This is a genomic window from Bradyrhizobium sp. 63_E2_N1_3 (assembly GCF_052076005.1).
In the GTDB taxonomy this organism is placed as follows: domain Bacteria; phylum Pseudomonadota; class Alphaproteobacteria; order Rhizobiales; family Xanthobacteraceae; genus Bradyrhizobium; species Bradyrhizobium barranii.
This window is the reverse complement of the sequence record NZ_CP197235.1, coordinates 5,640,003-5,665,099: the sequence shown is the minus strand read 5'-3', so window position 1 is coordinate 5,665,099 and position 25,097 is coordinate 5,640,003. Positions and strand designations below refer to the sequence as shown.

24 protein-coding genes are annotated in these 25,097 nt (G+C 65.4%); 17 read left to right on the top strand and 7 right to left on the bottom strand.

The annotated features are described in order from the left end of the window. Positions 1-2 precede the first annotated feature (2 nt). A complete protein-coding gene (locus AB7531_RS27370) occupies positions 3-971 on the top strand; it encodes a catechol 2,3-dioxygenase (RefSeq protein WP_038955078.1) in 969 nt (322 codons plus the stop codon). A gap of 71 nt (positions 972-1,042) precedes the next feature. On the opposite strand, the gene AB7531_RS27365 is transcribed toward AB7531_RS27370, so the two are convergent. Then, on the bottom strand, positions 1,043-4,570 hold the full coding sequence (locus tag AB7531_RS27365; protein ID WP_063983957.1) for a molybdopterin cofactor-binding domain-containing protein: 3,528 nt from the start codon (positions 4,568-4,570) through the stop codon (positions 1,043-1,045). Next, complete coding sequence (locus AB7531_RS27360) at positions 4,570-5,052, bottom strand: (2Fe-2S)-binding protein (RefSeq protein WP_063983956.1); 483 nt, start codon at positions 5,050-5,052, stop codon at positions 4,570-4,572. The genes AB7531_RS27365 and AB7531_RS27360 overlap by 1 nt, the downstream gene beginning before the upstream one ends. Positions 5,053-5,302: 250 nt before the next feature. On the opposite strand from AB7531_RS27360, the gene AB7531_RS27355 reads away from it, so the two are divergent. From AB7531_RS27355 to AB7531_RS27315, 9 genes are all read left to right on the top strand, one after another. Continuing rightward, positions 5,303-6,760: a 6-hydroxynicotinate reductase gene (locus AB7531_RS27355; RefSeq protein ID WP_187387735.1), complete on the top strand. Its 1,458-nt coding sequence runs from the start codon at positions 5,303-5,305 to the stop codon at positions 6,758-6,760. Continuing rightward, a complete protein-coding gene (locus AB7531_RS27350) occupies positions 6,757-7,653 on the top strand; it encodes a UPF0280 family protein (RefSeq protein ID WP_063983955.1) in 897 nt (298 codons plus the stop codon). Before AB7531_RS27355 ends, AB7531_RS27350 begins: the two co-directional genes overlap by 4 nt. A 15-nt stretch (positions 7,654-7,668) precedes the next feature. Then, complete coding sequence (locus AB7531_RS27345; RefSeq protein WP_063983954.1) at positions 7,669-8,253, top strand: amino acid synthesis family protein; 585 nt, start codon at positions 7,669-7,671, stop codon at positions 8,251-8,253. Between the two features lie 80 nt (positions 8,254-8,333). Continuing rightward, entirely contained in the window at positions 8,334-9,536 is a 1,203-nt protein-coding gene (locus tag AB7531_RS27340; protein ID WP_063983953.1) for an ABC transporter substrate-binding protein, read from the top strand. A gap of 152 nt (positions 9,537-9,688) precedes the next feature. Further along, on the top strand, positions 9,689-11,578 hold the full coding sequence (locus tag AB7531_RS27335; RefSeq protein WP_441280187.1) for an ABC transporter permease: 1,890 nt from the start codon (positions 9,689-9,691) through the stop codon (positions 11,576-11,578). Further along, positions 11,575-12,360 (top strand): ABC transporter ATP-binding protein, encoded by a 786-nt coding sequence (locus AB7531_RS27330; protein ID WP_063983951.1) that lies wholly within the window; start codon positions 11,575-11,577, stop codon positions 12,358-12,360. Before AB7531_RS27335 ends, AB7531_RS27330 begins: the two co-directional genes overlap by 4 nt. Next, positions 12,357-13,061, top strand: a complete 705-nt coding sequence (locus AB7531_RS27325; protein WP_063983950.1) for an ABC transporter ATP-binding protein — start codon at positions 12,357-12,359, stop codon at positions 13,059-13,061. The genes AB7531_RS27330 and AB7531_RS27325 overlap by 4 nt, the downstream gene beginning before the upstream one ends. Before the next feature lie 14 nt (positions 13,062-13,075). After that, a complete protein-coding gene (locus AB7531_RS27320; RefSeq protein ID WP_063983949.1) occupies positions 13,076-13,531 on the top strand; it encodes a MarR family winged helix-turn-helix transcriptional regulator in 456 nt (151 codons plus the stop codon). A gap of 165 nt (positions 13,532-13,696) precedes the next feature. Further along, on the top strand, positions 13,697-14,086 hold the full coding sequence (locus tag AB7531_RS27315) for a hypothetical protein (RefSeq protein WP_063983948.1): 390 nt from the start codon (positions 13,697-13,699) through the stop codon (positions 14,084-14,086). A gap of 4 nt (positions 14,087-14,090) precedes the next feature. Here AB7531_RS27315 and AB7531_RS27310 read toward each other — a convergent pair whose 3' ends face one another. Together AB7531_RS27310 and AB7531_RS27305 are read right to left on the bottom strand one after the other, a co-directional pair. Beyond that, positions 14,091-14,774, bottom strand: a complete 684-nt coding sequence (locus tag AB7531_RS27310) for a hypothetical protein (protein ID WP_063983947.1) — start codon at positions 14,772-14,774, stop codon at positions 14,091-14,093. Positions 14,775-14,899: 125 nt separating this feature from the next. Next, positions 14,900-16,096 (bottom strand): amidohydrolase family protein, encoded by a 1,197-nt coding sequence (locus AB7531_RS27305; RefSeq protein ID WP_038932039.1) that lies wholly within the window; start codon positions 16,094-16,096, stop codon positions 14,900-14,902. Between the two features lie 157 nt (positions 16,097-16,253). Between AB7531_RS27305 and AB7531_RS27300 the strand changes: the two genes are divergently transcribed. The 3 genes from AB7531_RS27300 to AB7531_RS27290 all read left to right on the top strand — a co-directional run bounded on the left by AB7531_RS27300 (position 16,254) and on the right by AB7531_RS27290 (position 18,854). Further along, a complete protein-coding gene (locus tag AB7531_RS27300; RefSeq protein WP_063983946.1) occupies positions 16,254-17,027 on the top strand; it encodes a ferredoxin--NADP reductase in 774 nt (257 codons plus the stop codon). A gap of 106 nt (positions 17,028-17,133) precedes the next feature. Continuing rightward, positions 17,134-17,457: a hypothetical protein gene (locus AB7531_RS27295; RefSeq protein WP_063983945.1), complete on the top strand. Its 324-nt coding sequence runs from the start codon at positions 17,134-17,136 to the stop codon at positions 17,455-17,457. Between the two features lie 89 nt (positions 17,458-17,546). After that, the gene (locus tag AB7531_RS27290) at positions 17,547-18,854 is read left to right on the top strand and encodes a cytochrome P450 family protein (protein ID WP_063983944.1); all 1,308 of its coding nucleotides are present in this window, start codon (positions 17,547-17,549) and stop codon (positions 18,852-18,854) included. On the opposite strand, the gene AB7531_RS27285 is transcribed toward AB7531_RS27290, so the two are convergent. The 3 genes from AB7531_RS27285 to AB7531_RS27275 form a co-directional block, all read right to left on the bottom strand. After that, complete coding sequence (locus AB7531_RS27285; protein WP_063983943.1) at positions 18,755-20,005, bottom strand: DUF763 domain-containing protein; 1,251 nt, start codon at positions 20,003-20,005, stop codon at positions 18,755-18,757. The two genes, AB7531_RS27290 and AB7531_RS27285, sit on opposite strands and share 100 nt — an antisense overlap. A 92-nt stretch (positions 20,006-20,097) precedes the next feature. Next, positions 20,098-20,898, bottom strand: coding sequence for an ABC transporter substrate-binding protein (locus AB7531_RS27280; protein ID WP_063983942.1), 801 nt, complete (start codon positions 20,896-20,898; stop codon positions 20,098-20,100). Between the two features lie 10 nt (positions 20,899-20,908). Further along, entirely contained in the window at positions 20,909-21,886 is a 978-nt protein-coding gene (locus AB7531_RS27275; RefSeq protein WP_063983941.1) for a tripartite tricarboxylate transporter substrate binding protein, read from the bottom strand. Between the two features lie 114 nt (positions 21,887-22,000). On the opposite strand from AB7531_RS27275, the gene AB7531_RS27270 reads away from it, so the two are divergent. From AB7531_RS27270 to AB7531_RS27255, 4 genes are read left to right on the top strand one after another with little or no spacing between them, the layout of a single operon-like run. Then, on the top strand, positions 22,001-22,711 hold the full coding sequence (locus AB7531_RS27270) for a TetR/AcrR family transcriptional regulator (protein WP_063983940.1): 711 nt from the start codon (positions 22,001-22,003) through the stop codon (positions 22,709-22,711). A gap of 30 nt (positions 22,712-22,741) precedes the next feature. Continuing rightward, positions 22,742-23,626 (top strand): amidohydrolase family protein, encoded by an 885-nt coding sequence (locus AB7531_RS27265; RefSeq protein ID WP_063983939.1) that lies wholly within the window; start codon positions 22,742-22,744, stop codon positions 23,624-23,626. Positions 23,627-23,678: 52 nt separating this feature from the next. Then, positions 23,679-24,392: a PIG-L deacetylase family protein gene (locus AB7531_RS27260; protein WP_063983938.1), complete on the top strand. Its 714-nt coding sequence runs from the start codon at positions 23,679-23,681 to the stop codon at positions 24,390-24,392. Continuing rightward, the gene (locus AB7531_RS27255) at positions 24,389-25,072 is read left to right on the top strand and encodes a 4-carboxy-4-hydroxy-2-oxoadipate aldolase/oxaloacetate decarboxylase (RefSeq protein WP_063983937.1); all 684 of its coding nucleotides are present in this window, start codon (positions 24,389-24,391) and stop codon (positions 25,070-25,072) included. Before AB7531_RS27260 ends, AB7531_RS27255 begins: the two co-directional genes overlap by 4 nt. Positions 25,073-25,097: the final 25 nt, after the last annotated feature.

The window sequence follows — 25,097 nt, the reverse complement described above, 5'->3', positions numbered from 1 at the left end:
GCATGCAGCCCGAACCGATCCTTGATCTTGCTCATCTCGGCCACATGGAGCTGCTGACGCCGAAGCCCGACGAGAGCCTGAAATTCTTCGTCGACGTCATGGGCATGACCGTCAGCGGGCAGAAGGGCGAGTCGGTTTACCTGCGCGGCTGGGACGATTATGAGCGCTATTCGCTCAAGCTGACGGCGTCGAAGACATCAGGCATGGAGCATATGGCGCTGCGCGCGCGCAGCCAGCAGGCGCTGGAGCGCCGCGTCGCCGCGCTGAAAGGCTCCGGCTTCGACATCGGCTGGATCGACGGCGACATGGGGCAGGGGCCGACCTTCCGCTGCCGCGACCCTGACGGCCATATCGTCGAGCTCTATTACGAGACCGAATGGTACCAGGCGCCGCCGGAGCTTAGACCCGCGCTGAAGAACCAGGCGCAACGCTTTCCCGCGCGCGGCGTCAATGTCCGCCGCCTCGATCACCTCAACTGCCTCGCCGTCGACATCAAGGCCAACCGCGAGTTCTTCGAAAACTATCTCGGCTGCCGCCTCACCGAGCAGATCGTGCTCAACGACGGGCGGGAAGCGGCGATGTGGCTGACGATGTCGAACAAGAGCTACGACTTCGCCTACTCGCTCGACCACTCCGGCACACCCGGCCGCTTCCACCATGTCACCTACGCGCTCGACAGCCGCGAGGAGATTTTGCGCGCCGCCGATATCTTCCTGGAGAACGGCGTGCACATCGAGACCGGCCCGCACAAGCACGCGATCCAGCAGACCTTCTTCCTTTATGTCTACGAGCCCGGCGGCAACCGCGTCGAGGTCGCCAATGCCGGCGCGCGCCTCATCCTCGCCCCCGACTGGAAGCCGATCGTGTGGACCGAGGAGGAGCGCAAGAAGGGCCAGGCGTGGGGATTGAAGACGATCGAGTCGTTCCACACCCACGGCACACCGCCGGTGGAGGCGAAGAAGCACGGCTAGAGCATGACCCGGACCCGAAGGGCCGCGTTAGCGCAAAGTGTGAAGCGGCTTTCCGATTAGGTCGTGCTCCATCAATGCGTTGAGGTGCGCACGCGCGCGATCGTCTCGCGGACGCCGGTCCAGGCCGGCTTGTCCGGCGCGAACTGCCGGCGCAGGAAGGTGACGAGCTCTTCGACTTGTGCGTCGCTCATGCTGTTCTTGAAGGCGGGCATGTAGCCGAGGTCGCTGGAGACGGGCTCGGTGACGCCGTGCAGGATCACCTGGACAAGATTGTCCGGCATTCTGCTGTGCAGATTGCTGTTGAGCGCGAGCGAGGGCCGGCTGCCGAACAGCGGCAGGCCGCCGACCTCGTGGCAGACGGCGCAGGCGCCCTGATAGAGCCGCGCTCCGGTGGAAGCGGCGGTCGCGACTTGCGTTGCGCCTTCGAGCTTCGCGGCGAGCGCATCCTGCGTCTGCGTATCGGTTGCGGGGTCGTTGAACGAGTTGAGGTAGATCGCCATCGCGCGGATGTCCTGGTCGGGTAGCGCCGTGAGATCCCTGACGATCGGCGCCATCGGACCGGCCGCCACGCCGTGATAACGCGACTGGCCGGTGCGCAAATAGGCGAAGAGTTCGTCTTCACTCCATGGAATCGGCGCATGCGAGAGCGAGGTCAGGGCCGGCGCTTCCCAGCCCTCGGCAAATCCACCCGCGAGATACGCATTGCGCTGCTCCGCGCCGAGCGCGTTGCGCGGCGAATGACACCCGGTGCAATGGCCGAGGCTCTCGACGAGATAGGCGCCGCGGTTCCACTGCTCGGATTTGGCGGGATCGGGCTTGAATTCGCTCGTCCTGTGGAACAGGGCATTCCAGCCCGCAAGCAGCGGGCGGAGGTTGAACGGGAAGGCGAGCGCATTCGCCGGCGCTGTGGCGCGAACCGAAGGCTGGGTCATCAGGTAGGCGTAGAGCGCCTGCATGTCGGCGTCGCTGGTCTTGGCGAAATGGGTGTAGGGGAAGGCGGGGTAGAGCTGCCGTCCGTCGCGGTGCAGCCCGTCGCGCATCGCGCGCTCGAAGGCGGGATAGGACCAGGCGCCGATGCCGGTCTCGACGTCAGGCGTGATGTTGGTTGAGTAGATCGTGCCGAACGGCGTCTGAAGTGCGCGGCCGCCGGCGTTGAGCACGCCATTGAGGCTGGTGTGGCACTCCGCGCAATTGCCGAGTGCTGCGAGTTGCTCTCCGCGCGCGATCGTCGCCGCGGAATAGACCGAGGCATCAGGCCGCGCGATCGGCGCGATGGCGCGTCCGGGCAAGAGGGCCGCGCCGACGCCGATCGCGGCGGTGCAGACGGCCGCGATCGTCGCGAAGATGCCGGCGCGCTTGGCGAACGGATTCTGCCAGATGCGTGACGGCGGCGGCGCAGCGGGCGCGGGCAGGGCTTGCGGCACGGGCGATGTTTCAGCGTGCAACCCCCTCAGGATACGCTCGGGCGTGAACGGCGGCTCGCGGAAGCGCACGCCGGTGGCATCGAAGATCGCGTTGGCGATCGCGGCTGCGCTCGGCACCGAGGCGGACTCGCCGACGCCGAGCGGCGGCTGGTCCTGACGCGGCAACATCAGCACGTCGATCTTGGGCACGTCGGGGAACGGGATGATCGGATAAGCGCCCCATTCGCGCGCCGCCACCGCGCCGCGCTCGAACGAAACCTCCTCCATCAGCGCGCGGCTGGTGGACTGGATGACGTTGCCGTGGATCTGGTGGCGCACGCCGTCCGGATTGATCATCAGGCCGGAGTCCTGCCCGGCGACGACGCGCGTGACGCTGACATCGCCGGTGGACTTGTTCACCGCAACGTCGGCAACCCAGGCCGACCACGCCGCACCATAGCCGGGAAACTTGCTGTGGACATAGAGCGCATAGGCAAAGCCGCGCCCGTGCACGATGTCGCCGTTTTTCTCTTCGCGGACAGGCCGGGGCGTCCAGCCCGCGCGCTCGGCCACCGCATTGACGAGATCGACGGCGCGCTGGTCCTTCAGGTAACGCAGGCGGTATTCGATCGGATCGACGCCGGCCTCGGTCGCGGCCTCGTCGATATAGGATTCATGCGCGAACGTGTTCGGCAGCGCCGAGACACCGCGAAACCAGGACGCGCGCACGATCGGCGCCATGTCGTGGGCGACGACGCGCATGTGGTCGTAGTCGTAAGGCGGAATCGCGGTGCGGTCGCCCATGTGGAGCACATCGGCCACCGGCGAGATTCGCCCCGTCAACAGCAGCGCCAATGTCGGCGCAGCGTTGGAAGGGTAGCGCGTGGCGAGGTCGTAGCCGGCGACGCCGCCGTCCGCGTCGAGCCCGCCATTGACGTCGATGAGCTGCGCCGTGCCCTTGGGCTCCCAGGCGTGCTCCTGCTCGCGCGTCAGCTGCACGCGCACGGGCCGGCCGACGGCGCGCGACAGCAGCAGCGCGTCCGCGGTGACGTCATCGGCGCAGTTGCGGCCGTAGCAGCCGGCGGCCTCCAGGCGGATCACCTCGATCTCGCTCTCGGGACGCTCGATCAGGAGCGCCAGATCGCTGCGCAGGACATGCGGGTTCTGCGTGCCGGACCAGACGCGGATGTCGCCGTCCTGGACATCGGCGACTGCGCAGGACGGCCCGATCGAGGCGTGCATCTGGTACGGCCACACATAAGTGCGCTGCATCGGCTTGGCCGCGCCCGATATCGCAGCATCGACATCGCCCTTGTCGATCAGCGTGCGCGGCGTCGATGGATGGGCGCGCAGCGCGGTCTCGACGTCGGCGAGATCGGTTAGATGAGGTGTCGGCTTCCAGCTCACCGCGAGCTGCTCCGCCGCGCGGATCGCGTTCTCCTCGCGCTCGGCGACCACGCCGACGAAATCGCCGATGCGCACGACGGCAATGATGCCGGGAATGTCGCGTACCGAGGCCTCATCCACCGCGATCAGGCTGGTGCCGACGAACGGCCCGGCATCGACGCCGGCATAGGGCGGACGCACCACCCGGCCGTGCAGCATACCGGGCACCCTAATGTCGTGCACGAAGGTCAACTCGCCCGTCGCCTTGGCGGGCAGGTCGACGCGGGGCGTCGACTGGCCCACGATGGCGTAGTCGCCAACGGACTTGAGTGCGACGTCGTCGGCAAGCTCGAGGCGAATGGTCTCGCCGCCGATCAGTTCGCCATAGCTGACGCTGCGGTTGTGCCCGCGCACGAGGCCGTCTTCGATCTTGAGGTCGCTGGCCGGCAGCTCCAGCCGCTCGGCTGCGCGCGCGATCAGAAAGTGCCGCGCTTGCGCGGCGGCCTTGCGCAGGGGGACGGCGGTGATCTGGATGGTCTCGCTCGCGATCGTCGCGCCCTGGTTTGGAACCACGGCGGTATCGCCGAGCACCACGACGACGCGCGCAAAGGACACATCCAGCTCTTCGGCGACGATCTGGCCGAGTGCGGTGCGGATCCCGGTGCCGAGATCGACATGGCCGTTATAGGCCGAGACCGATCCATCCGCGGTGATGCGGACGAAGGTTTCGGACGTGACTTCGTCCACGGTGCGGACGACGACGAGCGAACCGGATTGCCGCTCAGCTCCGTTCGAAAGAGGGGAGGCCATCAATCAACGGCCTCAGTGATCTGGCCGGATGCGCGCATCACCGCGCGCAGGATCTCGACATGGGTGCCGCAGCGGCAGAGATTGTAGCGCAGCGCCGCCAGCGCCTCCTGTTCGGTCGGCTGCGGGTTGATCGCGAGCAACGCCTTGGTGGTCATGATCATGCCGTTAAGGCAATAGCCGCATTGCGCGGCTTGCTCGTCGATGAAGGCCTGCTGCACCACATCCGGCTTGTCGTGCGTGCCGAGCCCTTCGAGCGTCAGGATGTCGCGGCCTGCACAGCCGCTCACGGGAATCACGCAGGAGCGCGCGGCGGCGCCGTCGATCAGGACAGTGCAGGTGCCGCATTCGCCCAAGCCGCAGCCATATTTCGGACCGTTGAGCGCGAGGTCGTTGCGCAGCACATAGAGCAGCGGTGTCTGCGGCGCTGCCGTGATCTCGTGGATCCTGCCGTTCACGGTGAGGCGGATCGGTGTCTGCGTCATCCTCGTTCCCAAGCCCGTGGCCAAGTGCTCATCAAAACCTACGTCGCGACGATACCGTTTGTACACAAACGTGCAAGCCGCGCATGCCGCACTGCAGCGCGACTGCCTTCTTTGTGGACAGAGCGGATAGGCAAATGGGGTTTTATGCGGCAGCCGCATCTTTTGCGCCGCACCGCCGCTTGACAGCCTTCGGGAGGGCGCGCAACATCGTTCGTATACGAATGATAACCGCAGTCGACTGGCTTTGGACATGGTGACTGAAACGACGAGCGCCGCCATCGACAAGATCCGTTGCGATGCCTGTCCGGTGATGTGCTACATCAAGCCGGGCGCGGCGGGCGCCTGCGACCGCTATGCCAACCACGACGGCAAGCTCGTCCGCGTCGACCCGCACGTGATCCTGGAACGCACCGTCTCGCATGGCGGGAAGCTCGTTCCGTTCAGCCGCACCGAAGACTGGGACGGCAAGATCGTCCACGAGCCCTCTACCTTTGTCACCGCGATCGGTGCGGGCACGACCTATCCCGACTACAAGCCGGCGCCCTTCATCGTCTCGTCCGAGATCGATGGCGTCGACATGGTGACTGTCGTCACCGAGGGCATCTTCTCCTATTGCGGCATCAAGGTGAAGATCGACACCGACCGCTATCTCGGCCCGGAAACCGCGACCGTTCGCGCGCAGGGCGAGGCGGTCGGCCACGTCACCACCAGCGAATACGGTTCGCAGATGCTGTCGCTCGGCGGCGTGCATCATCTCACCGGCGGCTCCAAGAAAGAGGGCCGCGTCACCTGCGATACGCTGATGGATCTCGCCAATTGCAAGGCGGTCGAGCTCACCATCGACGGCGGCGCAAGCGTGGTGGTGCAGGCCGGCCAGGCGCCGATCGTCAACGGCATGAAGGAAGAGCGCATGCGCGTCGGCTGCGGCTCGGCGACGATTGGCATGTTCGCCAAGCAATGGCACGGCAAGGTCGACGAGGTCGTCGTCGTCGACGACCACATCACCGGCGTGCTCTCGGAGCACCAGGCCGGCAAGCTGCTCGACATCGCCGACACCGGCATCAAGATGAAGGGCCGCCGCTCGACGCCGGGCCGCTATTTCCAGGTCGCCGATCCCGGCACGGGGTGGGGCGGCACCAACATTTCCGATCCGCTGGCGATTCTCGGGCCGTTCGACGCCAAGGAAGCCAAGCCTGGTCTCTCCATGCTGATGGTCTCCACGACCGGCGAGCACTCGTCTTACTATGTGCTCGACGAGGCCCTGAAGCCGGTCGAAACCGAGATGCCTGATGACCTGAAGTTCTCGGTCGAGCGCATCCAGGAGAATTGCGAGCCGGCGCTGTGCACGGTGTTGTTCATGGCGGGGGCCGGCGGCTCCTTGCGCGCCGGCGTCACCGACAATCCGGTGCGGCTGACGCGTTCGGTGAAGGACGCGCTGACGCGCGTCACCAGCGGCGGCGCGCCTGTTTATGTCTGGCCGGGCGGCGGCATCACCTACATGGTCGACGTGACACAGATGCCTTCAGGCGCGTTCGGCTATGTGCCGACCCCGGCGCTGGTCGCGCCGATCGAGTTCACGATGAAGCTGTCCGACTATGCCGCGCTCGGCGGGCACATGGATTATGTGAAGCCGCTGTCCGAGGTGCAGAGCGGTGACGACGTCCGCCAATTGCCCTGGCAGAATCCGATTCCAGGGCGCTGGGCATGACCAGGCTCCCGCAAATCGCATTGCTGTCTGGTGGCCGGCGGCTGCATTTGCAGGATGGACCGATTGATCTGATCGTGGAGGCGAGGGGGCGCGCTGACGCAGTGCGTGCGGCCTATGAGGCAGCGGCGCAGCATTTCACCGGACTGCTCGACGAACTCTGCGCGGAATTGCCGGAACTGCGGACGGCCGCTGAAAAGCAAACTTCGCTAAAAGGCGTGGTGGCGCGTCGGATGCACGCTGCTGTCGCACCCTATGCCGCCGATTGCTTCATTACGCCGATGGCCGCGGTTGCCGGCAGCGTTGCAGAGGAGATTCTTGGCGCCATGCTGGGCGCTGCGACGCTCGATCAGGCCTATGTCAACAATGGCGGCGATATCGCGCTGCATCTCGGCGAGGGCGAGCATTTTTCGGTCGGCCTGATGGATCGGCCTGATCGTGCCGGCGTGCTGCGCAAGATGAGGGTCTACTCAGGTGATCCCGTGCGCGGCATCGCGACCAGCGGGCGTCACGGCCGCAGCTTTTCGCTCGGCATTGCCGACGCGGTCACGGTGCTGGCTGCCACCGCATCGCAGGCCGATGCGGCCGCGACGGTCATCGCCAATGCCGTCGATCTGCCCGGGCATCCCGCCATCATCAGAAAGTCTGCGAACGAGCTTCAGCCCGACAGCGACCTCGGCGCGCGTCTCGTCACCCGCGATGTCGGTGAATTGTCGCAGAGCGAGATCGCGGCCGCGCTGGAATCTGGCGCGGAATGTGCACGGCAATTGTTCGATCGTGGATTGATCGAGGGTGCCGTGTTGCAGCTTTGTGGTGATATGCTTGTCATCGGAACCAGGGATATGGAAGAGCAACGAACGCGCCCGCGCATGCTGGAGAACGCGGTCTATGCCTGAACAGGGAAGCGAAACATGAGCGCGATCATCCGCAAGATCGTCACCGTCGTCGAAGAGACGCAGATGGAAATGGGCCGCCAGGTCTCGCCGCCGACGCGGCGCGCAGCGGCGATCGCCGTGATCGAAAATCCCTTTGCCGGCAAATATGTCGAGGATCTCTCGCCCCTGATCGCGATCGGCGAGGAGCTCGGCGAGCTCCTGGCGAAGCGCGCGGTGGCGGCGCTGGGCATCGATGGCGCGAAGGCGCAAAGCTACGGCAAGGCCGCGGCTGTCGGCGAGAACGGCGAGCTGGAGCATGCGGCGGCTATCCTGCATCCGAAGATGGGCGCTCCGGTGCGCAAGGTCCTGAGCAAGGGCGCGGCGCTGATCCCATCGTCGAAGAAGCGCAGCGGCCCGGGCACGACGCTGGACATTCCGCTCGGGCACAAGGACGCAGCCTTCGTGCGCAGCCATTTCGACGGCATGGAGGTGCAGATCAACGACGCGCCGCGCGCCAACGAGATCATGGTCGCGGTCGCCGTCACCGATAGCGGCCGTCCCTTGCCGCGCGTCGGCGGGCTGACGGTTGCGGAAGTGAAGGGTGAAGACGGTTTGAAATAGAGTTTGAACCGGGGAGGCGGGCATAGCTTCTCCGACAAGATCACGCTGAAGACGTAGAGAGTTCAAAACTGGAGGTTGGGATGCGAGCGAGAAACACTTTTGTGGGCGCGGCCTTCGCGCTGCTGGCGGGCGGCATGGCTCATTCGGCCGTGGCGCAGGAGATCAAGATCGGCGAGATCAACAGCTACTCGCTGTTGCCGGCGTTCACCGAGCCCTATCGCAAGGGCTGGCAGCTCGCAGTCGAACAGGTCAACGCGGCCGGCGGCATCAACGGCAAGAAGCTCGTCGTCGTCTCCAAGGACGACGGCGGCAAGCCGGCCGATGCGCAGACCGCTGCCAACGAGCTCGTCTCCAGCGAGGGTGTTGCGATGCTGACGGGTACGTTCCTGTCGAACATCGGCCTCGCCGTCAGCGACTTCGCCAACCAGAAGAAGGTGTTCTTCCTCGCGGCCGAGCCGCTGACGGATGCCATCACCTGGTCCAAGGGCAACAAGTACACCTTCCGTCTGCGCCCCTCCAACTACATGCAGGCGGCGATGCTGGTGGAAGCAGCCAGCAAGCTGCCGGCCAAGCGCTGGGCGACCATCGCGCCGAACTATGAATACGGCCAGTCCGCGGTCGCGGTGTTCAAGAAGCTGATGTCGGAGAAGCGCCCCGACATCCAGTGGGTCGACGAGCAGTGGCCGCCCCAGGGCAAGATCGACGCGGGTCCGGTGGTGCAGGCGGTTGCCGCGGCCAATCCCGAAGCGATCCTCAACGTCACCTTCGGCGCCGACCTCGTGAAGCTCGTGCGTGAAGGCAACACCCGCGGCCTGTTCAAGGGGCGCGAGGTCGTATCGTTCCTGACTGGCGAGCCCGAATATCTCGATCCGCTCAAGGACGAGACGCCGGAGGGTTGGATCGTGACCGGCTATCCCTGGTACTCGATCAAGACGCCCGAGCATGACGCGTTCCTGAAGGCCTACCAGGCCAAGTACAACGACTATCCGCGCCTGGGCTCGATCGTCGGTTACCAGACCATCAAGGCGGCCGCTGCGATCCTTGCGAAGGCCGGCTCGACCGATCCGGAGAAACTGATCGCCGCGGCGGAGGGGCTGTCGATGCCGTCGCCGTTCGGCGAGATCACCTTCCGCAAGATCGACCACCAGTCGACGCTCGGTGCCTATGTCGGCAAGACCGCGCTGAAGGACGGCAAGGGCGTGATGGTGGATTCTTCTTACAAGAAGGGCTCGGACTATCTGCCGAGCGACGCCGAAGTCGATAAGCTGCGTCCGAAGGACTGATGTGAAGAGGAACCGGGGCCTCGTGGTTCGAGACGCGCGGCGTTGCCGCGCTCCTCACCATGAGGGTCCCGGACCTCATCCTGAGGAGGCGCGTAGCGCCGTCTCGAAGGATGAAGCCCCATACTGAGACTTATTCTTAACCCGGACCGCCGATGGCCTTTTATGTCGTACAGTTTCTGACCGGTCTCGCCAGCGCAGCGTCGCTGTTCCTGGTGGCCTCGGGCCTGTCGATCATCTTCGGCGTGACGCGGATCGTGAATTTCGCGCATGGCGCCTTCTACATGATCGGCGCCTACATCGCCTTCACGCTGACGGAGCGGCTTTCGGGTGCGTTCGGCTTCTGGGGTGGGATCGTCGTCGCCGCGCTTGCCGTGGCCTTGATCGGCGTCATCGTCGAGATGGTGCTGCTGCGCCGCATCTATCACGCGCCCGAGCTGTTCCAGCTGCTTGCGACCTTCGGCCTGACCTTGATGGTCGAGGATCTCGTCGTGCTGATCTGGGGCCCCGACGATCTCGTCGGCCGCCGCGCGCCGGGCTTCAAGGGCGCCATCGATTTCTTCGGCCAGAACATCCCGAGCTACGATTTGTTCCTGATCGTGCTCAGCCCGGTCGTACTCGGCATTCTCTGGCTGCTGTTCCAGCGCACGCGCTGGGGCGTGCTGGTGCGCGCGGCGACGCAGGACCGCGACATGGTCGCAGCGCTTGGCGTCAACCAGAAATGGCTGTTCACATCCGTGTTTGCGGTCGGCGTCTTCCTCGCCGCACTCGGCGGCGCGCTCCAGATCCCGCGCGATGCCGTGCATCACGCCATGGATTTGCGGATCATCGTCGAGGTCTTCGTCGTCGTCGTGATCGGTGGCCTCGGCAGCATCGTCGGCGCCTTCGTTGCGGCGGTGCTGGTCTCCGAGCTCAACGCCTTCGGCATCCTGATCTTCCCGAAGATCTCCATCATCCTGGTCTTCCTGGTGATGGCGGTGGTGCTGATCGTCCGGCCCTGGGGTCTGTTCGGCAAGCCCGAGGCGCCCGCGCGCAAGACACCAGGCCTCACTGTTAATCCCTGGCGGCCGCTGACGTCGAACGAGCGGCTCGCGGCGCTTGCCGCGCTCGTCATCGCGGCGACGTTGCCGCTGTTCGCCGGCAATTATGTTCTCACAGTCGGTTCGGAGATTGCGATCTTCGTGATCTTCGCCGTCAGCCTGCATTTCCTGATGTCGGTCGGTGGGCTCGCGTCCTTCGGGCATGCCGCTTATTTCGGTCTCGGCGCCTACGGCGTCGCCTTCCTCGCCAAGATGGCCGGGCTGCCGATGGTCGTGTGCCTGCTGCTCGGGCCGCTGCTGGGCTGCATGGGCGCTGCCGTGTTCGGTTTCTTCGCGGTGCAGCTTTCCGGCGTCTATTTCGCGATGCTGACGCTTGCGTTTGCGCAGATCGTCTGGTCGATCGCGTTCCAGTGGGTGAGTGTAACGGGCGGCGACAACGGCATACTCGGCGTCTGGCCGTCAAGCTGGGCGGCGAGCCCGGGGCATTTCTATTGGTTGGCGCTCGGCGTTGCGGCACTCGTGACGGTCGCGCTTCGGGCCATGGTATTCTCGCCGTTCGGCTACGCACTCAGGGCCACGCGCGACTCGCCTCTGCGCAGCGAGGCGGTCGGCATCAATGCCAAGCGCATCCAGTGGACGGCGTTCGTGATCGCAGGCACGACCGCCGGCATCGGCGGCGCGCTGTTCGCCTACCTCAAGGGCAGCGTCTTCCCCGACAATCTCGGGATCTCGCTGTCGGTCGACGCGCTCGTCATGGTGCTGCTCGGCGGCGTCGAGACGGTGTCGGGTGCGGTGATCGGCGCCATCGTCTACAAGGCGCTCAACATCTGGCTGGTCAGCCAGACCGACCTGTCAAAGCTCGTGCTCGGCGGCTTCATCGTGCTGATCGTCGTCGTCTTCCCCAAGGGCATCGTCGGCACGCTGGAGATGCTGGCGCAGCGGCGCAGGAAGACATCGCCGCCGGGATCTCCCTTGCTTGCCAAGCCGATCGAGTCCGTCGAATGAGCGTCGCACCCCCACTTCTCGCGGTTGAAGGCCTGTCCAAATCCTATGGCGGCATCCACGCCGTGCGTGGCGTCTCGTTCTCGCTGCGATCAGGCGAAATTCTGGCGTTGATCGGCCCGAACGGCGCGGGCAAGAGCACCTGTTTCGACATGCTCAACGGCCAGAACAAGCCTGATACCGGCCATGTCCGCCTGCTGGGCGAGGAGACCACCGGCAAGAAGCCGCGCGAGATCTGGCGGCTCGGCGTCGGGCGCACTTTCCAGATCACCGCAACCTTCGCGACGATGACCGTGCGCGAGAACGTGCAGGTCGCGCTGATCTCGCATGGCAAGCAGCTGTTCAATCTCTTCGGCTCGGCGCCGAACTTCGACCGCGGCGAGGCCGGGCGGCTGCTCGAGCTCGTCGGCATGGGCGGCTACGCCGATCGTCCCTGCGGCGAGCTTGCCTATGGCGACCTCAAGCGGCTCGAGCTTGCGGTGGCGCTTGCCAACGAGCCCAAGCTGCTGCTGATGGACGAGCCAACCGCCGGCATGGCGCCGCGCGAGCGCGTCGACCTGATGCGGCTAACGGCGCAGATCGCGCGGGAAAAATCGATCGGCGTGCTCTTCACCGAGCACGACATGGACGTGGTGTTCGAGCATGCCGACCGCATTATCGTACTCAACCGCGGCACGCTGATCGCCGAAGGCTCGCCGGCCGAGGTGCGCGGCAATCCGCAGGTGCAGGCCGTCTATCTCGGCGAGGGCCTGCTTTACGATGCCGGGCATGGAGCCTCCGCATGAAGCTCACGGTGCAAGACCTCAACAGCCATTACGGCCCGGCGCATATCCTGTTCGACATCGGTTTCGAGGTCGGCGAGGGCGAGGTGGTGGCGTTGCTCGGCCGCAACGGCGCCGGCAAGTCGACGACCTTCCGCTCGATCGTAGGTCTGGTCGCGCAGCGAACCGGCCGTATCATGTTCGAGGGCAAGGATGTCTCGGCGCGCCCGACGCATGAAATCGTGCGCGACGGGCTCGGCTATGTGCCGGAGGAGCGGCGCATCTTCACCGATCTGACGGTGGAAGAAAATCTCGAAGTCGGCCGCCAGCCGAAGCGCCCGAACGCCCCGCACTGGACCCGCGAAAAACTGTTCGCGCTGTTTCCGAACCTGGGTGAGATGAAAAATCGTCCGGGCGGCCGCATGAGCGGCGGCGAGCAGCAGATGCTCACCATCGCGCGCACGCTGATGGGCAATCCCTCGCTGGTGCTGCTGGACGAGCCCTCGGAAGGGCTGTCGCCGAAGATCGTGGAGCAGATGGTCGATGCCATCCTGACCATGAAGAAGGAAGGCGTCAGCATCGTGGTGTCCGAGCAGAATTTGCACTTTGCGCGGCTGATCTCCGACCGCGCCTATATCATCGAGCGTGGCCGCATCTGCTTCGGCGGCACCATGGCCGAGCTCGACGCGCGTCCGGATGTCCGCGACGCGCATCTGTCGTTGTGAGGGGCGGGGAGCGGATGGCAAGAAGCGTTGCGGCGAAGAAAAGCGTCAAACCGGCAAAATCGTCTTACGTGCTCGACGAGCAGGTCGGCTTCATCCTGCGTCAGGTCTGGCAGCGCCACAGTTCGATCTTCTCGCGCGACATCGGCACCAATCTCACGCCGACGCAATGGGCGGCATTGTCGAAGCTGGCCGAGACTGGGCCATGCTCGCAGAACCAGCTCGGGCGGCTGACGGCGATGGATGTCGCGACCATCAAGGGCGTGATCGACCGCCTGACCGCACGAGGCCTGACCGAGACCAGCCAGGATCCCGAGGACGGACGGCGGCTTCTGGTCAGCCTGACGCGCGCCGGTCAGCAGCTTGCGGAGAAGGTCGCGCCGAGTGCGCTCGCGATCACCCGGGAAACGCTTGCGCCGCTCGACGCCAGGGAGCGCGAGATGCTGATGGCGCTGTTGAACAAGCTGCGGTGAGGACGGTCTCGTAGGGTGGGCAAAGCGAAGCGTGCCCACCGTTCTTCCTCAAGTCGCAAAGATGGTGGGCACGGCGCTTCGCGCCTTTTGCCCACCCTACGGCAGTTGAACAAGGGGCGGGAACTGGCGACTAACGTCGATGAAGGGTTTATCGAGGTTGTCGTCATGCGAGCAGTCACGCGATTTGCGATGGTTCTGAGTCTTACTTCCGCGTTGGCGAGCAGCTGCACTGCCGCCTTTGCCGCACAGCCCTACGAGGGCTTCTGGGCGTCAACCAAGAAGGATTGCCGTGATCAGGACAGCGCCAGCCGGATGAGCATCGAAGGCGGCAACCGCCTGTATTGGTACGAGACGCGCTGCCGCGCCGGCGAGATCACCGCAGACGGCAAGCAAAGCTGGAAGATGCGGCTTGCCTGCGAAGGCGAGGGCGAAAAGTTTCGCGCCAATCCCCGAGTCTCCGTTGCGGCGGATGGCCGGCTGGTGATCGAGAATGGCCCGGTCGGCCAGGCCAAGCGCCAGACCTACGTGCGCTGTGAGATCGCAAAGAAGCGCTGATTCCTTACGTCTTCCCCGGCCATTTGGCGCGGTAGCGGATTTCGCTGCCGTCGGCGAGCCGTCGCCACGTGCCGAACTCCGGCGTATGCGGCGCCCGGGCCGTCAGATCGATCGGATAGATCCGGCTCGGCTGGCCCTGGATGTTGACGGTGAGCTGCCGGTGCGAGGTCCTAAAGGCAAGCTCGACTTCGCCTGCGATGACGGGGTGGTCGCCATCACGACGGAAGCCGGCCGGACTTAGCTCGCCCGGCATGGTGTTGAGGTCGGTCTGCAATTCGATTGCAATGCCTTGCGGTGACGTCGGCACCGTTGCTCCGGCCGGAAAGCGAACCTCGAACACGAGCAGTGGATTGCTGGCGTTCGGATTGAGCCAGGGCGTGGCGGTCGTATATGCGTAGACGGCGTAAGTGACACCGGCGGCGAGGCAGAGCAGGACGACGACGCCGAGTGACTTCAGGCTGTTGCGTGCGAGGCCGCCGCTATTGTCGTCCTTGCGTGTCGCCAGCTTGGTGGCGAGCACCAGGCCGATCACTGCGCCGATGGGGGCGATGGCGAACAGGGCGACCAGCCCCGTCGTGATCGGGTCTGCACGATTGCCGAAGCCGGTCAGCTCGAGCAGCCCGATCATGGCGATGAAGCCTGCCGCCGCACCGGCGATGCCGGCGGCAATCCGCAGCGAACTTTTCATGTCTCCCTCGATGGTCCAGCAATGAACTGCCGCCGCCGAGGGCTGCCTGCGTTAGACGCAGCAGGCAGCAGACTTGTTCAATGCCTTGGAGGCGCGACGCGAAGCGGCGAGCTGCTCCGGCTGCGTCACTTCGCCACCACTTCCGGCACCCGGCCGGCCGGCGGGGTGTTGCGGCTGCGCTGGGTGCGCACGATGCCGTCGATGATGGTCATGCCGATGCCGGGGAGGTCGCCGAGCTGCACGCTCTCCAGGATGGTCTTGCCGGGCGAGTGCTGCGCCTTGTCCATGATGACGAAATCGGCCGAGCGGCCGACCTCGATCAGGCCGCAATCGAGCTGACGCATTCGCGCGGTGTTGCCGGTGGCAAGGCAGAACGCGATCTCGGCCGGGAGGTCACCGAGCGAGGATAGCATCGAGACCATGCGCAGAATGCCGAGCGGCTGCACGCCGGAGCCGGCCGGAGCGTCGGTGCCGAGGATGACGCGGTGCAGGTCGCCCATCTCGCGTGCGATGCGCAGCGTGAAAAGGGCCGAGCGCTCATTGCCGTTGTGAACGATCTCGAGGCCGCGCTTGCAGCCCTCGCAGATGCAGCGGATCTGGTCGTCGGGCAGCGCGGTGTGGCCGCCATTGATGTGGCCGACCACGTCGGTGTCGGCCTCCAGCACCACGTCCTTGTCGATCAGGCCGGAGCCGGGGATCGAAGGGCCGCCGGTGTGGATCGTGCTCTGGATGCCGTATTTGCGGGCCCAGCCGACCATCTTGCGTGCCGTCGGGCCGTCCTTGACGCCGCCGAGGCCGACCTCGCCGAGCAGCTTGACGCCGGCCGCGGCCAACTCCTTGAAATCCTCCTCGACCATCTCGCATTCGATCACCGGTGCGCCGGCGTGAACCTTCACGCCGCCCGGGCGCAGATTCCAGAATGCGCGCTGGGCGAAGATCGCCATCGCCTTCAGCCCGACGACGTCGCGCGGGCGGCCGGGCATGTGCACCTCGCCGGCGGAGATCATCGTGGTGACGCCGCCATGCAAATTGCTGTCGATCCAGCCGATCTGGTTCTGGCGCGGCGTCCAGTCGCCCGCCACAGGGTGGACATGGCTGTCGATCAGGCCGGGCGCGACCGTGGTGCCGTTGGCCTCGACGATGGTGGTCGCGCCTTCGGTGTTGAGGTCCTTGAAGCGGCCGATCGCAGTGATCTTGCCGTTCTCGGCGACGATGGTGTCGCCGTCCAGGATCGGCTTTTCCAGGGCGCCGGACAGGATCAGGCCGATATTCCGGATCACGAGCTTCGAGGGTCCGGTGGCCTGGGGGGCGTCATGCGCCATGGAAGGGGCTCCTTGTTCCTAACTGCAACGCTCGCGATCTTGGGCAGCCTTGACCCCGGGAGCAAGCAGGATTATTCATTAGTACACGAATGATCGTGTACAAACGACGCATAGCTGCCCGCCTCGGAACCGCATTGGAAGCGACAGGGAAGGTGAGATGAGCAATTTCAATCAGGAAAGCGTTTTGAGCGTCCACCACTGGACCGACACGCTGTTCTCTTTCAAGACCACCCGCAGCCCGACCTTCCGTTTCCGCAACGGCGAATTCACCATGATCGGGCTCAAGGTCGGCGAGAAGCCGCTGTTGCGGGCCTACAGCGTCGCCAGCGCCAATTACGAGGACACGCTTGAGTTCTTCTCGATCAAGGTGCCGGACGGTCCGCTGACCTCGCGCCTCCAGCATCTGAAGGAAGGCGACGAGATCATCGTCAGCCGCAAGGCCACCGGCACGCTGGTGATCGACAATCTCGAAGAGGGCCGCAACCTCTACCTCATCGGCACCGGCACGGGCCTCGCGCCGTTCCTGAGCGTGATCAAGGACCCCGAGACCTATGAGCGGTTCGAGAAGGTCGTGCTGCTGCACGGCTGCCGGCACGTGAAGGAGCTCGCCTATGGCGAGATGATCACCGAGACGCTGCCAAAGGACGAACTGATCGGCGAGTACATCCGCGATCAGCTGATCTACTATCCGACCGTGACCCGCGATCCCTTCCGCAACCGCGGCCGCATCACCGACCTCATCACGTCCGGCAAGCTGTTCGCCGATATCGGCCTGCCGCCGCTGGAAGCCGCCCATGACCGGGTCATGATCTGCGGCAGCCCGGCACTGGTCGCTGACACCCGCGTGCTCCTGGGCGAGCGCGGCCTCATTGAGGGCAATCACGGCGAGCCGGCCCAATTCGTGGTCGAAAAGGCCTTTGCCGAGCGCTGATCGCGGATTTTTCGCGCAATAAGACCGTATTTTCGCCGTTTGGCGGGCGTTGCGGCGCCGATTCCGCGCGCGATACACTGTGGGAACGAATCAGCGGAGTTCCCACATGGTTGCGGACAGCGACAGCAACATCGCCTGGCACCGGGTTCAGTTGAAGAAGAACCGCGCCGAGTTGAAGGCGCTCGAGACCGCGCGCTTCACGATGGGCGAGATCGCGTCTTCGAAGCGGGACGGGCAGACCCAGAAGGCGATCGCGGAATTCAAGCGCAAGATCGCGCAGTCCGAGCGCGTGATCGCCGATCACGACAAGCGCACGCGCCGCCCCCTCGGCACCGATCTGCAAAGCCTCGCCAACGGTAGCTGGAGCCATTGGGACGCCTACACCAATCAGCAGCGCAAGACCGGTCAGCGCTCGCCGGGGCGCGGATAGGCTCTCTTCTTTTCGCGCGGTTCCGGCCCTTGCGCGTCGCCTCGTACACACCATCTGGTTGAGGCGCCACCAACCAATACGGTGATCCCATGACACCGCGCCTCGATTTCACCAGCGAGGCCTTTTTCCGCGATCCGTCCAAGGCGATCGCGGCGCTGCGCGCGTCCGGCCCCGTGATCGCGTCGCGATTTCCTCTGGTCGGCGATGTCTGGGTCACCACGACCCATGACGCCACGGCGCAGGTCCTGAAGGACGGCACCACCTTCACGCTGCGCAAGGGGGACGGCAAAGTCGCTGGCCTGCGCTGGTGGATGCCAAAACTGGTCACCACCATCGCCAACAACATGCTGACGATGGACGAGCCTGATCACACGAGGCTGCGCAGCATCGTGGACGAGGCTTTTCGCCGCCGCGCGATCGTGGCGATGGAGCCACGCATTCGCGCCATCGCCGACGGCTTGGCGAACGACCTGTTTGCCGATGGCAGCCCCGCCGACCTCGTCCAGCGTTACGCCCGCATCCTGCCGGTGTCGGTGATCTGCGAATTGCTGGGCCTGCCTGCGGCCGATCGCCCGCGATTCATCGCCTGGGCCAACAAGATGTCGTCGCTGACGAATGTCGTCAGCTTCTTCCGCCTGCTGCTCGCGTTTCGCAAGATGCGCGCCTATCTCGAACGGCAGTTGCAGGTCGCACGGGTGCAGGGCGGCGAGGGCCTGATTGCCGAGCTGGTTCAGGTCGAGCGTGAGGGCGGCCAGATCACGCCGGACGAAATGGTGTCGATGGTGTTCCTGCTGCTCGCGGCAGGATCGGAGACCACGACGCATCTGATCAGCGGCTCGGTCTATGAGCTCCTCAGAAATCCGGGCTTGCGTGATTGGCTGGAGGAAGACCGGAGCCGCGTCGGGCTCGCCGTCGAGGAGTTTTTGCGCTTCGTGTCACCGGTGCAGTTTTCCAAGCCGCGCTATGTGCGGCGGGATATCGAGCTTGCGGGCGTGCCGCTGAAACAGGGCGATCGCGTCATGGTCATGCTCGCCGCGGCGAACATGGATCCGGCGGTGCATGACCAGCCCGAGCGGCCCGACCTCACGCGCAAGCCGAACCGCCACATCTCATTCGGAACGGGAATTCACTTCTGTCTCGGCCATCAGCTCGCACGGATCGAGGCGGCCTGCGCGCTGGAGGCGCTGTTTGCGCGATGGCCGAAGCTCGGTCTCGCCGTCGATCCCGCGCAGATTCACTGGCGCAAGCGGCCGGGCATGCGTGCCATCGCGGAGTTGCCGGTCGTCGCGGTGGACAGTCAGCCCGTCGATTTCCGTGACGCCACGACATCGCGCTCCCAGCCGAACACGGAGCGGCCGTCGAGATCGGGCGAGGCTTCACGCTCTCCGGCGATGTAGGCCTCGACCGACGGACCGCTGGCAGTCCGCTCCAGCCGCCGCGCCTGGTCGTCGAGGCGCCTGATCGCCTGCATCTCCTCTTCGCGTCCGAGCTTGGCGTTCTGGATCGCGCCCTTCAGCACGCGGATGGTTTCGTCATAGACCTTGATCGGGACGGGGTAGGGATGCCGGTCCTTGCCGCCATGGGCGAGCGAGAAGCGCGCGGGATCGTTGAAGCGATAGGGCGCGCCATGCACGACCTCGGCGACCATCGCCAGCGAGCGCACGGTGCGCGCGCCGACGCCGGGCGTCAGCAGCAATTCCGGAAAATCGACCGGGCCGCGTTCGGCCGCGGCGGCCAGCGTGCCGTGCAGGCGGCGTGCGAACACGTCCTTGGGCCTGACATCATGATGCGCGGGCATGATCAGATGCGGCAGCATCGCCTGCGCCGGCGCGGGCGCCGTCCCAACGAGGCGTTCGAATTCTGCGAGGATGCGATCGGGGCCGAGACCGCTCAACAGTTCGAGCTGCGCGGCGCGCGAGACATCGGCGCGGTGATCGGTGAGATTGACGATCTCGCCCTGCTGCGGTCCGTCGATCGCGCTATGCGGCGTGTCGACAAAACTCTTCAAGGCCTCGGAATGCCAGTGATAGCGGCGGGCCTGCCGCTTGTCGCCGTTCATGCCCTGCTGCACCACAGTCCATTTGGCGTCTGCAGTGACGAAGAAGCCATGCAAGTACAGATCAAAACCGTCCTGGACCGCGGCGCTGTCGACCTTGGCGACCAGGCGACTGGCCCGCGTGAGGCTCGCACCGTCGAAGCCGACGCGATCGCCGAGCTGCAACAGCTCGTCAGGCGTCTTGCGCGAATGCTGGCCGCGGCCGCCGCAGACATAGATGCCGAGCTCGTCCTGGAGCGGGCCGAGCCCGCGCTTCAGGGCGCCGATCACGGAGGTGGTTATGCCGGAGGAGTGCCAGTCCATCCCCATCACGGCACCGAACGACTGGAACCAGAACGGATGCGACAGCCGCTGGAGGAAGGCGTCGCGTCCATAATGATGCACGATCGCCTGCGTGACGATTGCGCCCAGCGACGACATGCGGCTCGCAAGCCATGGCGGAACCCGCCCGGTGTGGAGAGGAAGATCGGCGCTGCCGGTTCGGCGAGTCATGATCGACGCAAGTTAGCGCAGTTCGGCGACGGTTGCATCGAGGGAATACTGTATTGGGCAGGGCGGGAGGACACCTCACCCAAGTCCGCGAGCTACTCGCGCGCCGCCTTGGACGCGCCGCGCAGGCCCGCCTGCTGCTGGATCGTGTCCAGCACGCCGGATGACTGCTCGTCCGCGACGAAGCGGTTGAGCAGGGGAAGGGCGTCCTCGCGCCCCTTGGGGATCGCGATGGCCATATGCTCGGCGCCCCAATTGCCGTCGAGGATTTTCGCGCCCGGCATCTGGTCGGACATCTCGAACAGCGTCGGTTTGTTGGTCGCGTAGAGGTCGATCTCGCCGCGGCCGAACATGGCAATGGCGACCTTGACGCTTTCCGCGGGAACGATGGTCGCACTCCTGAACTTCGCCGGCAATGTGCGTTCCGAGGTCGAGCCCTTGGTGACGCCGATCTTCACGCCCGGCCTGTCGATGTCCTCGATCCTGCCGATCGGCGAGTTCGCCGGGACGAGATAGCCGAGCTCGATCGCCAGCACGGGCTGGCTGAAGCTGACCTCGTTGGCGCGGGCCGGCGTGGCGTTGGTCACGGTGAAATCGACCTGGCCGTCATGGATCGCGGTGACTATGTCGGCGACGCGCTGAAACCTGACATAGTCGATGCCAACGCCGAGCCTTTTGGCCAGTTCGCCGCCGAGATCGTAGGCGAGGCCATGCGGCTGGCCGGCCGCATCCGTCACCATCGAGGTCGGGCTGCCCGGATAGATGCCGACACGCAAGCTGCCGCTCGGCGCCAGCAGTTTTGCTTCGCCATCGGCGCGCGCGGGCGCGCCGAGCAGGCCGGTCATTGCAAATGCGAGCAGGGCGGTGCGCGCAAATCGCCGGGAAGAGGTCCTCATGTGACGAGCCTCACTGCGCGCGGATGTCGGCGGCCTTCAGCACCGGCTCCCATTTGGTCGCCTCGGCGTGCATGTAGGCGTCAAAGTCCTTGGCGGAGGAGCCGACCGGCGCCGCGCCGATCTTGCCCAGCGTCGACAGCACGTTCGGGTCCTGCAGCGCCGCCTTCAGATCGGTCTCCAGCTTCGCCACGATCTCCGGCGGCATCTTGGCAGGCCCAAGAACGCCCCACCAGACCGAGACGTCGTAGCCGGGGACGCCTGATTCCGCGACGGTCGGAACATTCGGCAGCGCCTTGGAGCGTTCGGCCGAGGTCACCGCGAGCGCGCGCACCGGGCCGCCTTCGAGCTGGCCGATCGCTTCCGCCAGCGGATTGATGCTGAGGGGGATCTCGCCAGCGATCACGGCGGTCAGCGCCGGTGCGCCGCCTTTGTAGGGGATCGCGACGATCTTGCTGCCGGACATGTATTTGAGCAGCTCGCCGGCGAGATGCGCGGAGGTGCCGTTGCCGGACATGCCATAGGAGAGCTTGTCCGGCTCCTTCTTTGCGGCGGCGAGGAGATCGCCGAGCGTCTTGTAGGGGCTGTCCTTGGCGACGACGATCGCGAGCGGCGAGGAGGCGACTTCGGTGATCGCGGTGAAATCCCTGAACGTGTCGTAGGGCACGCTCGGATAGATGAACTGGTTGAGCGGATGGCCGCTCGCGACCAGGATCAGCGTGTAGCCGTCGGGGGCGGCCTGCGTCAGCGCCTGCGAGGCGACGATGCCGCCGGCGCCCGGACGGTTGTCGATCACCGGCTGCTGGCCCCAGGTCTTCGCCAGCGCCTGGCCGAGCGTACGCGCGAGCACGTCGACGGCGCCGCCCGCCGCATAGGGCACAAGGATATGGACCGGCTTGCTCGGGTAATTGTCGGCGGCCTGCGCGGCGCCGCCCAGCAGCAGACCGGCACCCAGCATCAAACCGCCGATTGTCTTGTTCAAACCCAGCATTTTCCAGCACTCCTTGCGGGCTTTCGCATCCTGCCTCGGTGTTCCGAGCCGTCCGGACGCCGCCCATGGTTCTTGTTGACGAGACCTGATCTTTTGTACGATAGTACAAATCACATGGTACGCAAGCCCACCAGCAAGGAAACGGCCCGCAAGCCGAACATGCGCGAGGCGATCCTCGCCGCGGCCGAGGAGCTGTTCGCCACCAACGGCTTCAATGCCGTCTCGGTGCGCGACATCGCGCAGGCCGCCGGCGCCAATCCCGGCAGTGTGACCTATCATTTCAAGACCAAGGACGGTCTGCTGCTGGAGATCTACCAGCGCCATTGCGGGCCGATGAATTTGCGCCGTTCCGAGCTGCTCGCCGCAGCCAAGCGCGTGCGCGACCTCCAGGACCGGCTGGAGGCGATCGTGCGCGCCTATGTGGTGCCGGCCTTCACCTCGGGCAGCGATCTCGCCGGGGGCGGGGCGCGCTTCACGCGGCTGCGCGCCGTGATGTCCGCCGAAGGCAACGAGGTCGTGCGAAAAATCATCGCGCAGACCTTTGACGACACCAGCCATGCCTTCATCGACGCAGTCCACGAGAGCCTGCCGCATATTCCGCGCACCGACATCGTCTGGCGCAGCCACTTCCTGCTCGGCGCACTCTATTACTCGCTGGTGACGCCGGATCGCGTCTCGCGCCTGTCGCGCGGCGAGGCCGACGGCAGCGATGCCGCCAGCGCCATCGAGCAATTGGTGCAGGCCACCGTCGCCGCCTTCCAGGCGCCGGCGCTCGATCAGGCCGCGCCGGTACGGCGGCGGCCGGTCGTCAGCAGCAAGGCTTGAAAGAAGCGATCTCGCTCGGCGGTTCAAGTGATGACGATGATGTACACGCCGACCATTCCGCCGCCCGATCCGAATACTCGCACGCCGAAGTTCGAGCTGCCAAAGCTGTCCTGCGATGCGCATTGCCACATCTTCGGCCCCGGCGCGACATATCCGTATGCACCTGACCGTTCCTACACGCCGCCGGATGCGCCGCTCGAGGATTTTCGTGCGCTGCATGCCAAGCTCGGCGTCGAGCGGGCCGTCATCGTCAATGCCAGCGTGCACGGCACCGACAACACGGTCGCGCTCGATGCGATCGCGCAGAGCAATGGCGCCTATCGCGCGGTTGCCAATATCGACGACACCATCACCGAGCGTGGCCTCCAGGTGCTGCACGAGGGCGGCTTCCGCGGTTGCCGCTTCAATTTCGTGCGCCATCTCGGCGGCGTCCCCGACAAGGGCGTGTTCAACCGCGTCATCGCGATGGTCGCGCCGCTCGGCTGGCACATCGATCTGCATTTCGATGCGATCGATCTGCCCGAATATGCCGACATGCTGGCAAAGCTGCCACTGAGCTACACCATCGACCATATGGGACGGGTGAGGGCGTCCGAGGGGCTCGACCAGCTTCCGTTCAGGATTCTGATCGAGCTGATGCAGCGCGACGAGAAATGCTGGGTCAAGATCTGCGGCTCGGAGCGGGTGTCCTCGGCCGGACCGCCGTTCACGGACGCGGTGCCGTTCGCGCGCAAGATCGTCGAGACCGCGCCCGACCGCGTCATCTGGGGCACCGACTGGCCGCATCCCAACGTCAAGGTGATGCCGAATGACGGCGACCTCGTTGACCTGATCCCGCTGTTCGCGCCGGAGACGGAATTCCAGCAGAAGATCCTCGTCGATAATCCCGCGCGTCTGTTCGAGTTCGACACATGACGGTGCTCGCGATCGATACGTTGCTTATCAAGGAAAGAGGGGAGTTCGTCCCATGAAAACAGGTCTCGTGATCACCGCCCATCCCGGCGATTTCGTCTGGCGCGCCGGCGGCGCCATCGCGCTGCATGCGAAGAAGGGTTATCGCATGAAGATCGTCTGCATGTCCTTTGGCGAGCGCGGCGAGAGCCAGTTCGCCTGGAAGGAAAAAGGCGCGACGCTGGAGTCGGTCAAGGCAGGTCGCAAGGACGAGGCGGAGCGGGCGGCGAAGCTGCTCGGCGCCGAGATCGAGTTCTTCGACTGCGGCGATTATCCGCTGAAGCTCACCGAGGCGCATTTCGACCGCATGGTCGATATCTACCGCGAGCTCAATCCGAGCTTCGTGCTGACGCATGCGCTGGAAGATCCCTATAATTTCGACCATCCGAACGCGGCGCATTTCGCGCAGGAGACCCGCGTGGTCGCGCAGGCGATGGGCCACAAGCCCGGCGCGCAGTACAAATATTCGGCGCCGCCGGTGTTCCTGTTCGAGCCGCACCAGCCCGAGCAGTGTAACTACAAGCCGGACCTGCTCCTCAAGATCGACGAGGTCTGGAAGAAGAAGTACGAGGCGTTCCAGATCCTCGCCGCGCAAAAACATCTCTGGGGTTACTACGAGCGCGTCGCGCTCAACCGCGGCATCCAGGGCAGCCGCAACACCGGCGTGCCCATGACCTATGGCGAGGCCTATCAGCGGTTGTTCCCGACGGTTGCGGAGGAGCTGGCATGAAGCCCGTCGTCGTTCGCAACATCAAGCGTGCCGATCCCGCCGGGATGGCGGAATACGGCGTCTCGACCGTTCACGAGGCTTACGGTCGCCTCGGCCTGATGAAGCCTTACTTGCGGCCCGTTTGGGCCGGCGCGTCGATCGCTGGCCCCGCCGTCACGGTGCTGGCACAGCCCGGCGACAACTGGATGATCCATGTCGCCGTTGAGCAGTGCAAGAAGGGCGACATCCTCGTCGTCGGCTGCACCACCGATAACACCGACGGCATGTTCGGCGAGCTGCTCGCGACGTCGCTGCAGGCGCGCGGCGTGCAGGGGCTGATCATCGACGCCGGCTGCCGCGACGTCAAAGCGCTGCACGAGATGAAGTTTCCGGTGTGGTCGCGCGCCGTCTCGGCCAAGGGCACGGTCAAGGCGACGCTCGGCTCGGTCAACATTCCCGTGGTCTGTGCCGGGGTCAACGTCGATCCGGGCGACATGATCGTGGCCGATGACGACGGCGTCGTCGTGGTGCCCAAGCGCTATGCCTCTGAGGTCGCCGAAAAGGCGAAGAAGCGCAACGCGGACGAGGGCGGCAAGCGCAGGCGGCTGGCCTCGGGCGAATTGGGCCTCGATATGTACAGCATGCGCGAGGCGCTGGCGAAGGCCGGGCTGGTCTACGTCGACAATCCCGAGGACGTCTGAGCGGGACCAGAGAAGCGGAGCGGGC

What these genes read in the sequence shown, in the direction of transcription:
- AB7531_RS27280 (WP_063983942.1), bottom strand. Translation starts at nt 20,898, where the DNA reads ATGAGGACCTCTTCCCGGCGATTTGCGCGCACCGCCCTGCTCGCATTT.
- AB7531_RS27305 (WP_038932039.1), bottom strand. Translation starts at nt 16,096, where the DNA reads ATGGCGCATGACGCCCCCCAGGCCACCGGACCCTCGAAGCTCGTGATC.
- AB7531_RS27260 (WP_063983938.1), top strand. Translation starts at nt 23,679, where the DNA reads ATGAAAACAGGTCTCGTGATCACCGCCCATCCCGGCGATTTCGTCTGG.
- AB7531_RS27370 (WP_038955078.1), top strand. Translation starts at nt 3, where the DNA reads ATGCAGCCCGAACCGATCCTTGATCTTGCTCATCTCGGCCACATGGAG.
- AB7531_RS27365 (WP_063983957.1), bottom strand. Translation starts at nt 4,570, where the DNA reads ATGGCCTCCCCTCTTTCGAACGGAGCTGAGCGGCAATCCGGTTCGCTC.
- AB7531_RS27315 (WP_063983948.1), top strand. Translation starts at nt 13,697, where the DNA reads ATGCGAGCAGTCACGCGATTTGCGATGGTTCTGAGTCTTACTTCCGCG.
- AB7531_RS27285 (WP_063983943.1), bottom strand. Translation starts at nt 20,005, where the DNA reads ATGACTCGCCGAACCGGCAGCGCCGATCTTCCTCTCCACACCGGGCGG.
- AB7531_RS27275 (WP_063983941.1), bottom strand. Translation starts at nt 21,886, where the DNA reads ATGCTGGGTTTGAACAAGACAATCGGCGGTTTGATGCTGGGTGCCGGT.
- AB7531_RS27345 (WP_063983954.1), top strand. Translation starts at nt 7,669, where the DNA reads ATGAGCGCGATCATCCGCAAGATCGTCACCGTCGTCGAAGAGACGCAG.
- AB7531_RS27270 (WP_063983940.1), top strand. Translation starts at nt 22,001, where the DNA reads ATGGTACGCAAGCCCACCAGCAAGGAAACGGCCCGCAAGCCGAACATG.
- AB7531_RS27340 (WP_063983953.1), top strand. Translation starts at nt 8,334, where the DNA reads ATGCGAGCGAGAAACACTTTTGTGGGCGCGGCCTTCGCGCTGCTGGCG.
- AB7531_RS27320 (WP_063983949.1), top strand. Translation starts at nt 13,076, where the DNA reads ATGGCAAGAAGCGTTGCGGCGAAGAAAAGCGTCAAACCGGCAAAATCG.
- AB7531_RS27355 (WP_187387735.1), top strand. Translation starts at nt 5,303, where the DNA reads ATGGTGACTGAAACGACGAGCGCCGCCATCGACAAGATCCGTTGCGAT.
- AB7531_RS27360 (WP_063983956.1), bottom strand. Translation starts at nt 5,052, where the DNA reads ATGACGCAGACACCGATCCGCCTCACCGTGAACGGCAGGATCCACGAG.
- AB7531_RS27265 (WP_063983939.1), top strand. Translation starts at nt 22,742, where the DNA reads ATGACGATGATGTACACGCCGACCATTCCGCCGCCCGATCCGAATACT.
- AB7531_RS27300 (WP_063983946.1), top strand. Translation starts at nt 16,254, where the DNA reads ATGAGCAATTTCAATCAGGAAAGCGTTTTGAGCGTCCACCACTGGACC.
- AB7531_RS27330 (WP_063983951.1), top strand. Translation starts at nt 11,575, where the DNA reads ATGAGCGTCGCACCCCCACTTCTCGCGGTTGAAGGCCTGTCCAAATCC.
- AB7531_RS27335 (WP_441280187.1), top strand. Translation starts at nt 9,689, where the DNA reads ATGGCCTTTTATGTCGTACAGTTTCTGACCGGTCTCGCCAGCGCAGCG.
- AB7531_RS27295 (WP_063983945.1), top strand. Translation starts at nt 17,134, where the DNA reads ATGGTTGCGGACAGCGACAGCAACATCGCCTGGCACCGGGTTCAGTTG.
- AB7531_RS27255 (WP_063983937.1), top strand. Translation starts at nt 24,389, where the DNA reads ATGAAGCCCGTCGTCGTTCGCAACATCAAGCGTGCCGATCCCGCCGGG.
- AB7531_RS27350 (WP_063983955.1), top strand. Translation starts at nt 6,757, where the DNA reads ATGACCAGGCTCCCGCAAATCGCATTGCTGTCTGGTGGCCGGCGGCTG.
- AB7531_RS27290 (WP_063983944.1), top strand. Translation starts at nt 17,547, where the DNA reads ATGACACCGCGCCTCGATTTCACCAGCGAGGCCTTTTTCCGCGATCCG.
- AB7531_RS27310 (WP_063983947.1), bottom strand. Translation starts at nt 14,774, where the DNA reads ATGAAAAGTTCGCTGCGGATTGCCGCCGGCATCGCCGGTGCGGCGGCA.
- AB7531_RS27325 (WP_063983950.1), top strand. Translation starts at nt 12,357, where the DNA reads ATGAAGCTCACGGTGCAAGACCTCAACAGCCATTACGGCCCGGCGCAT.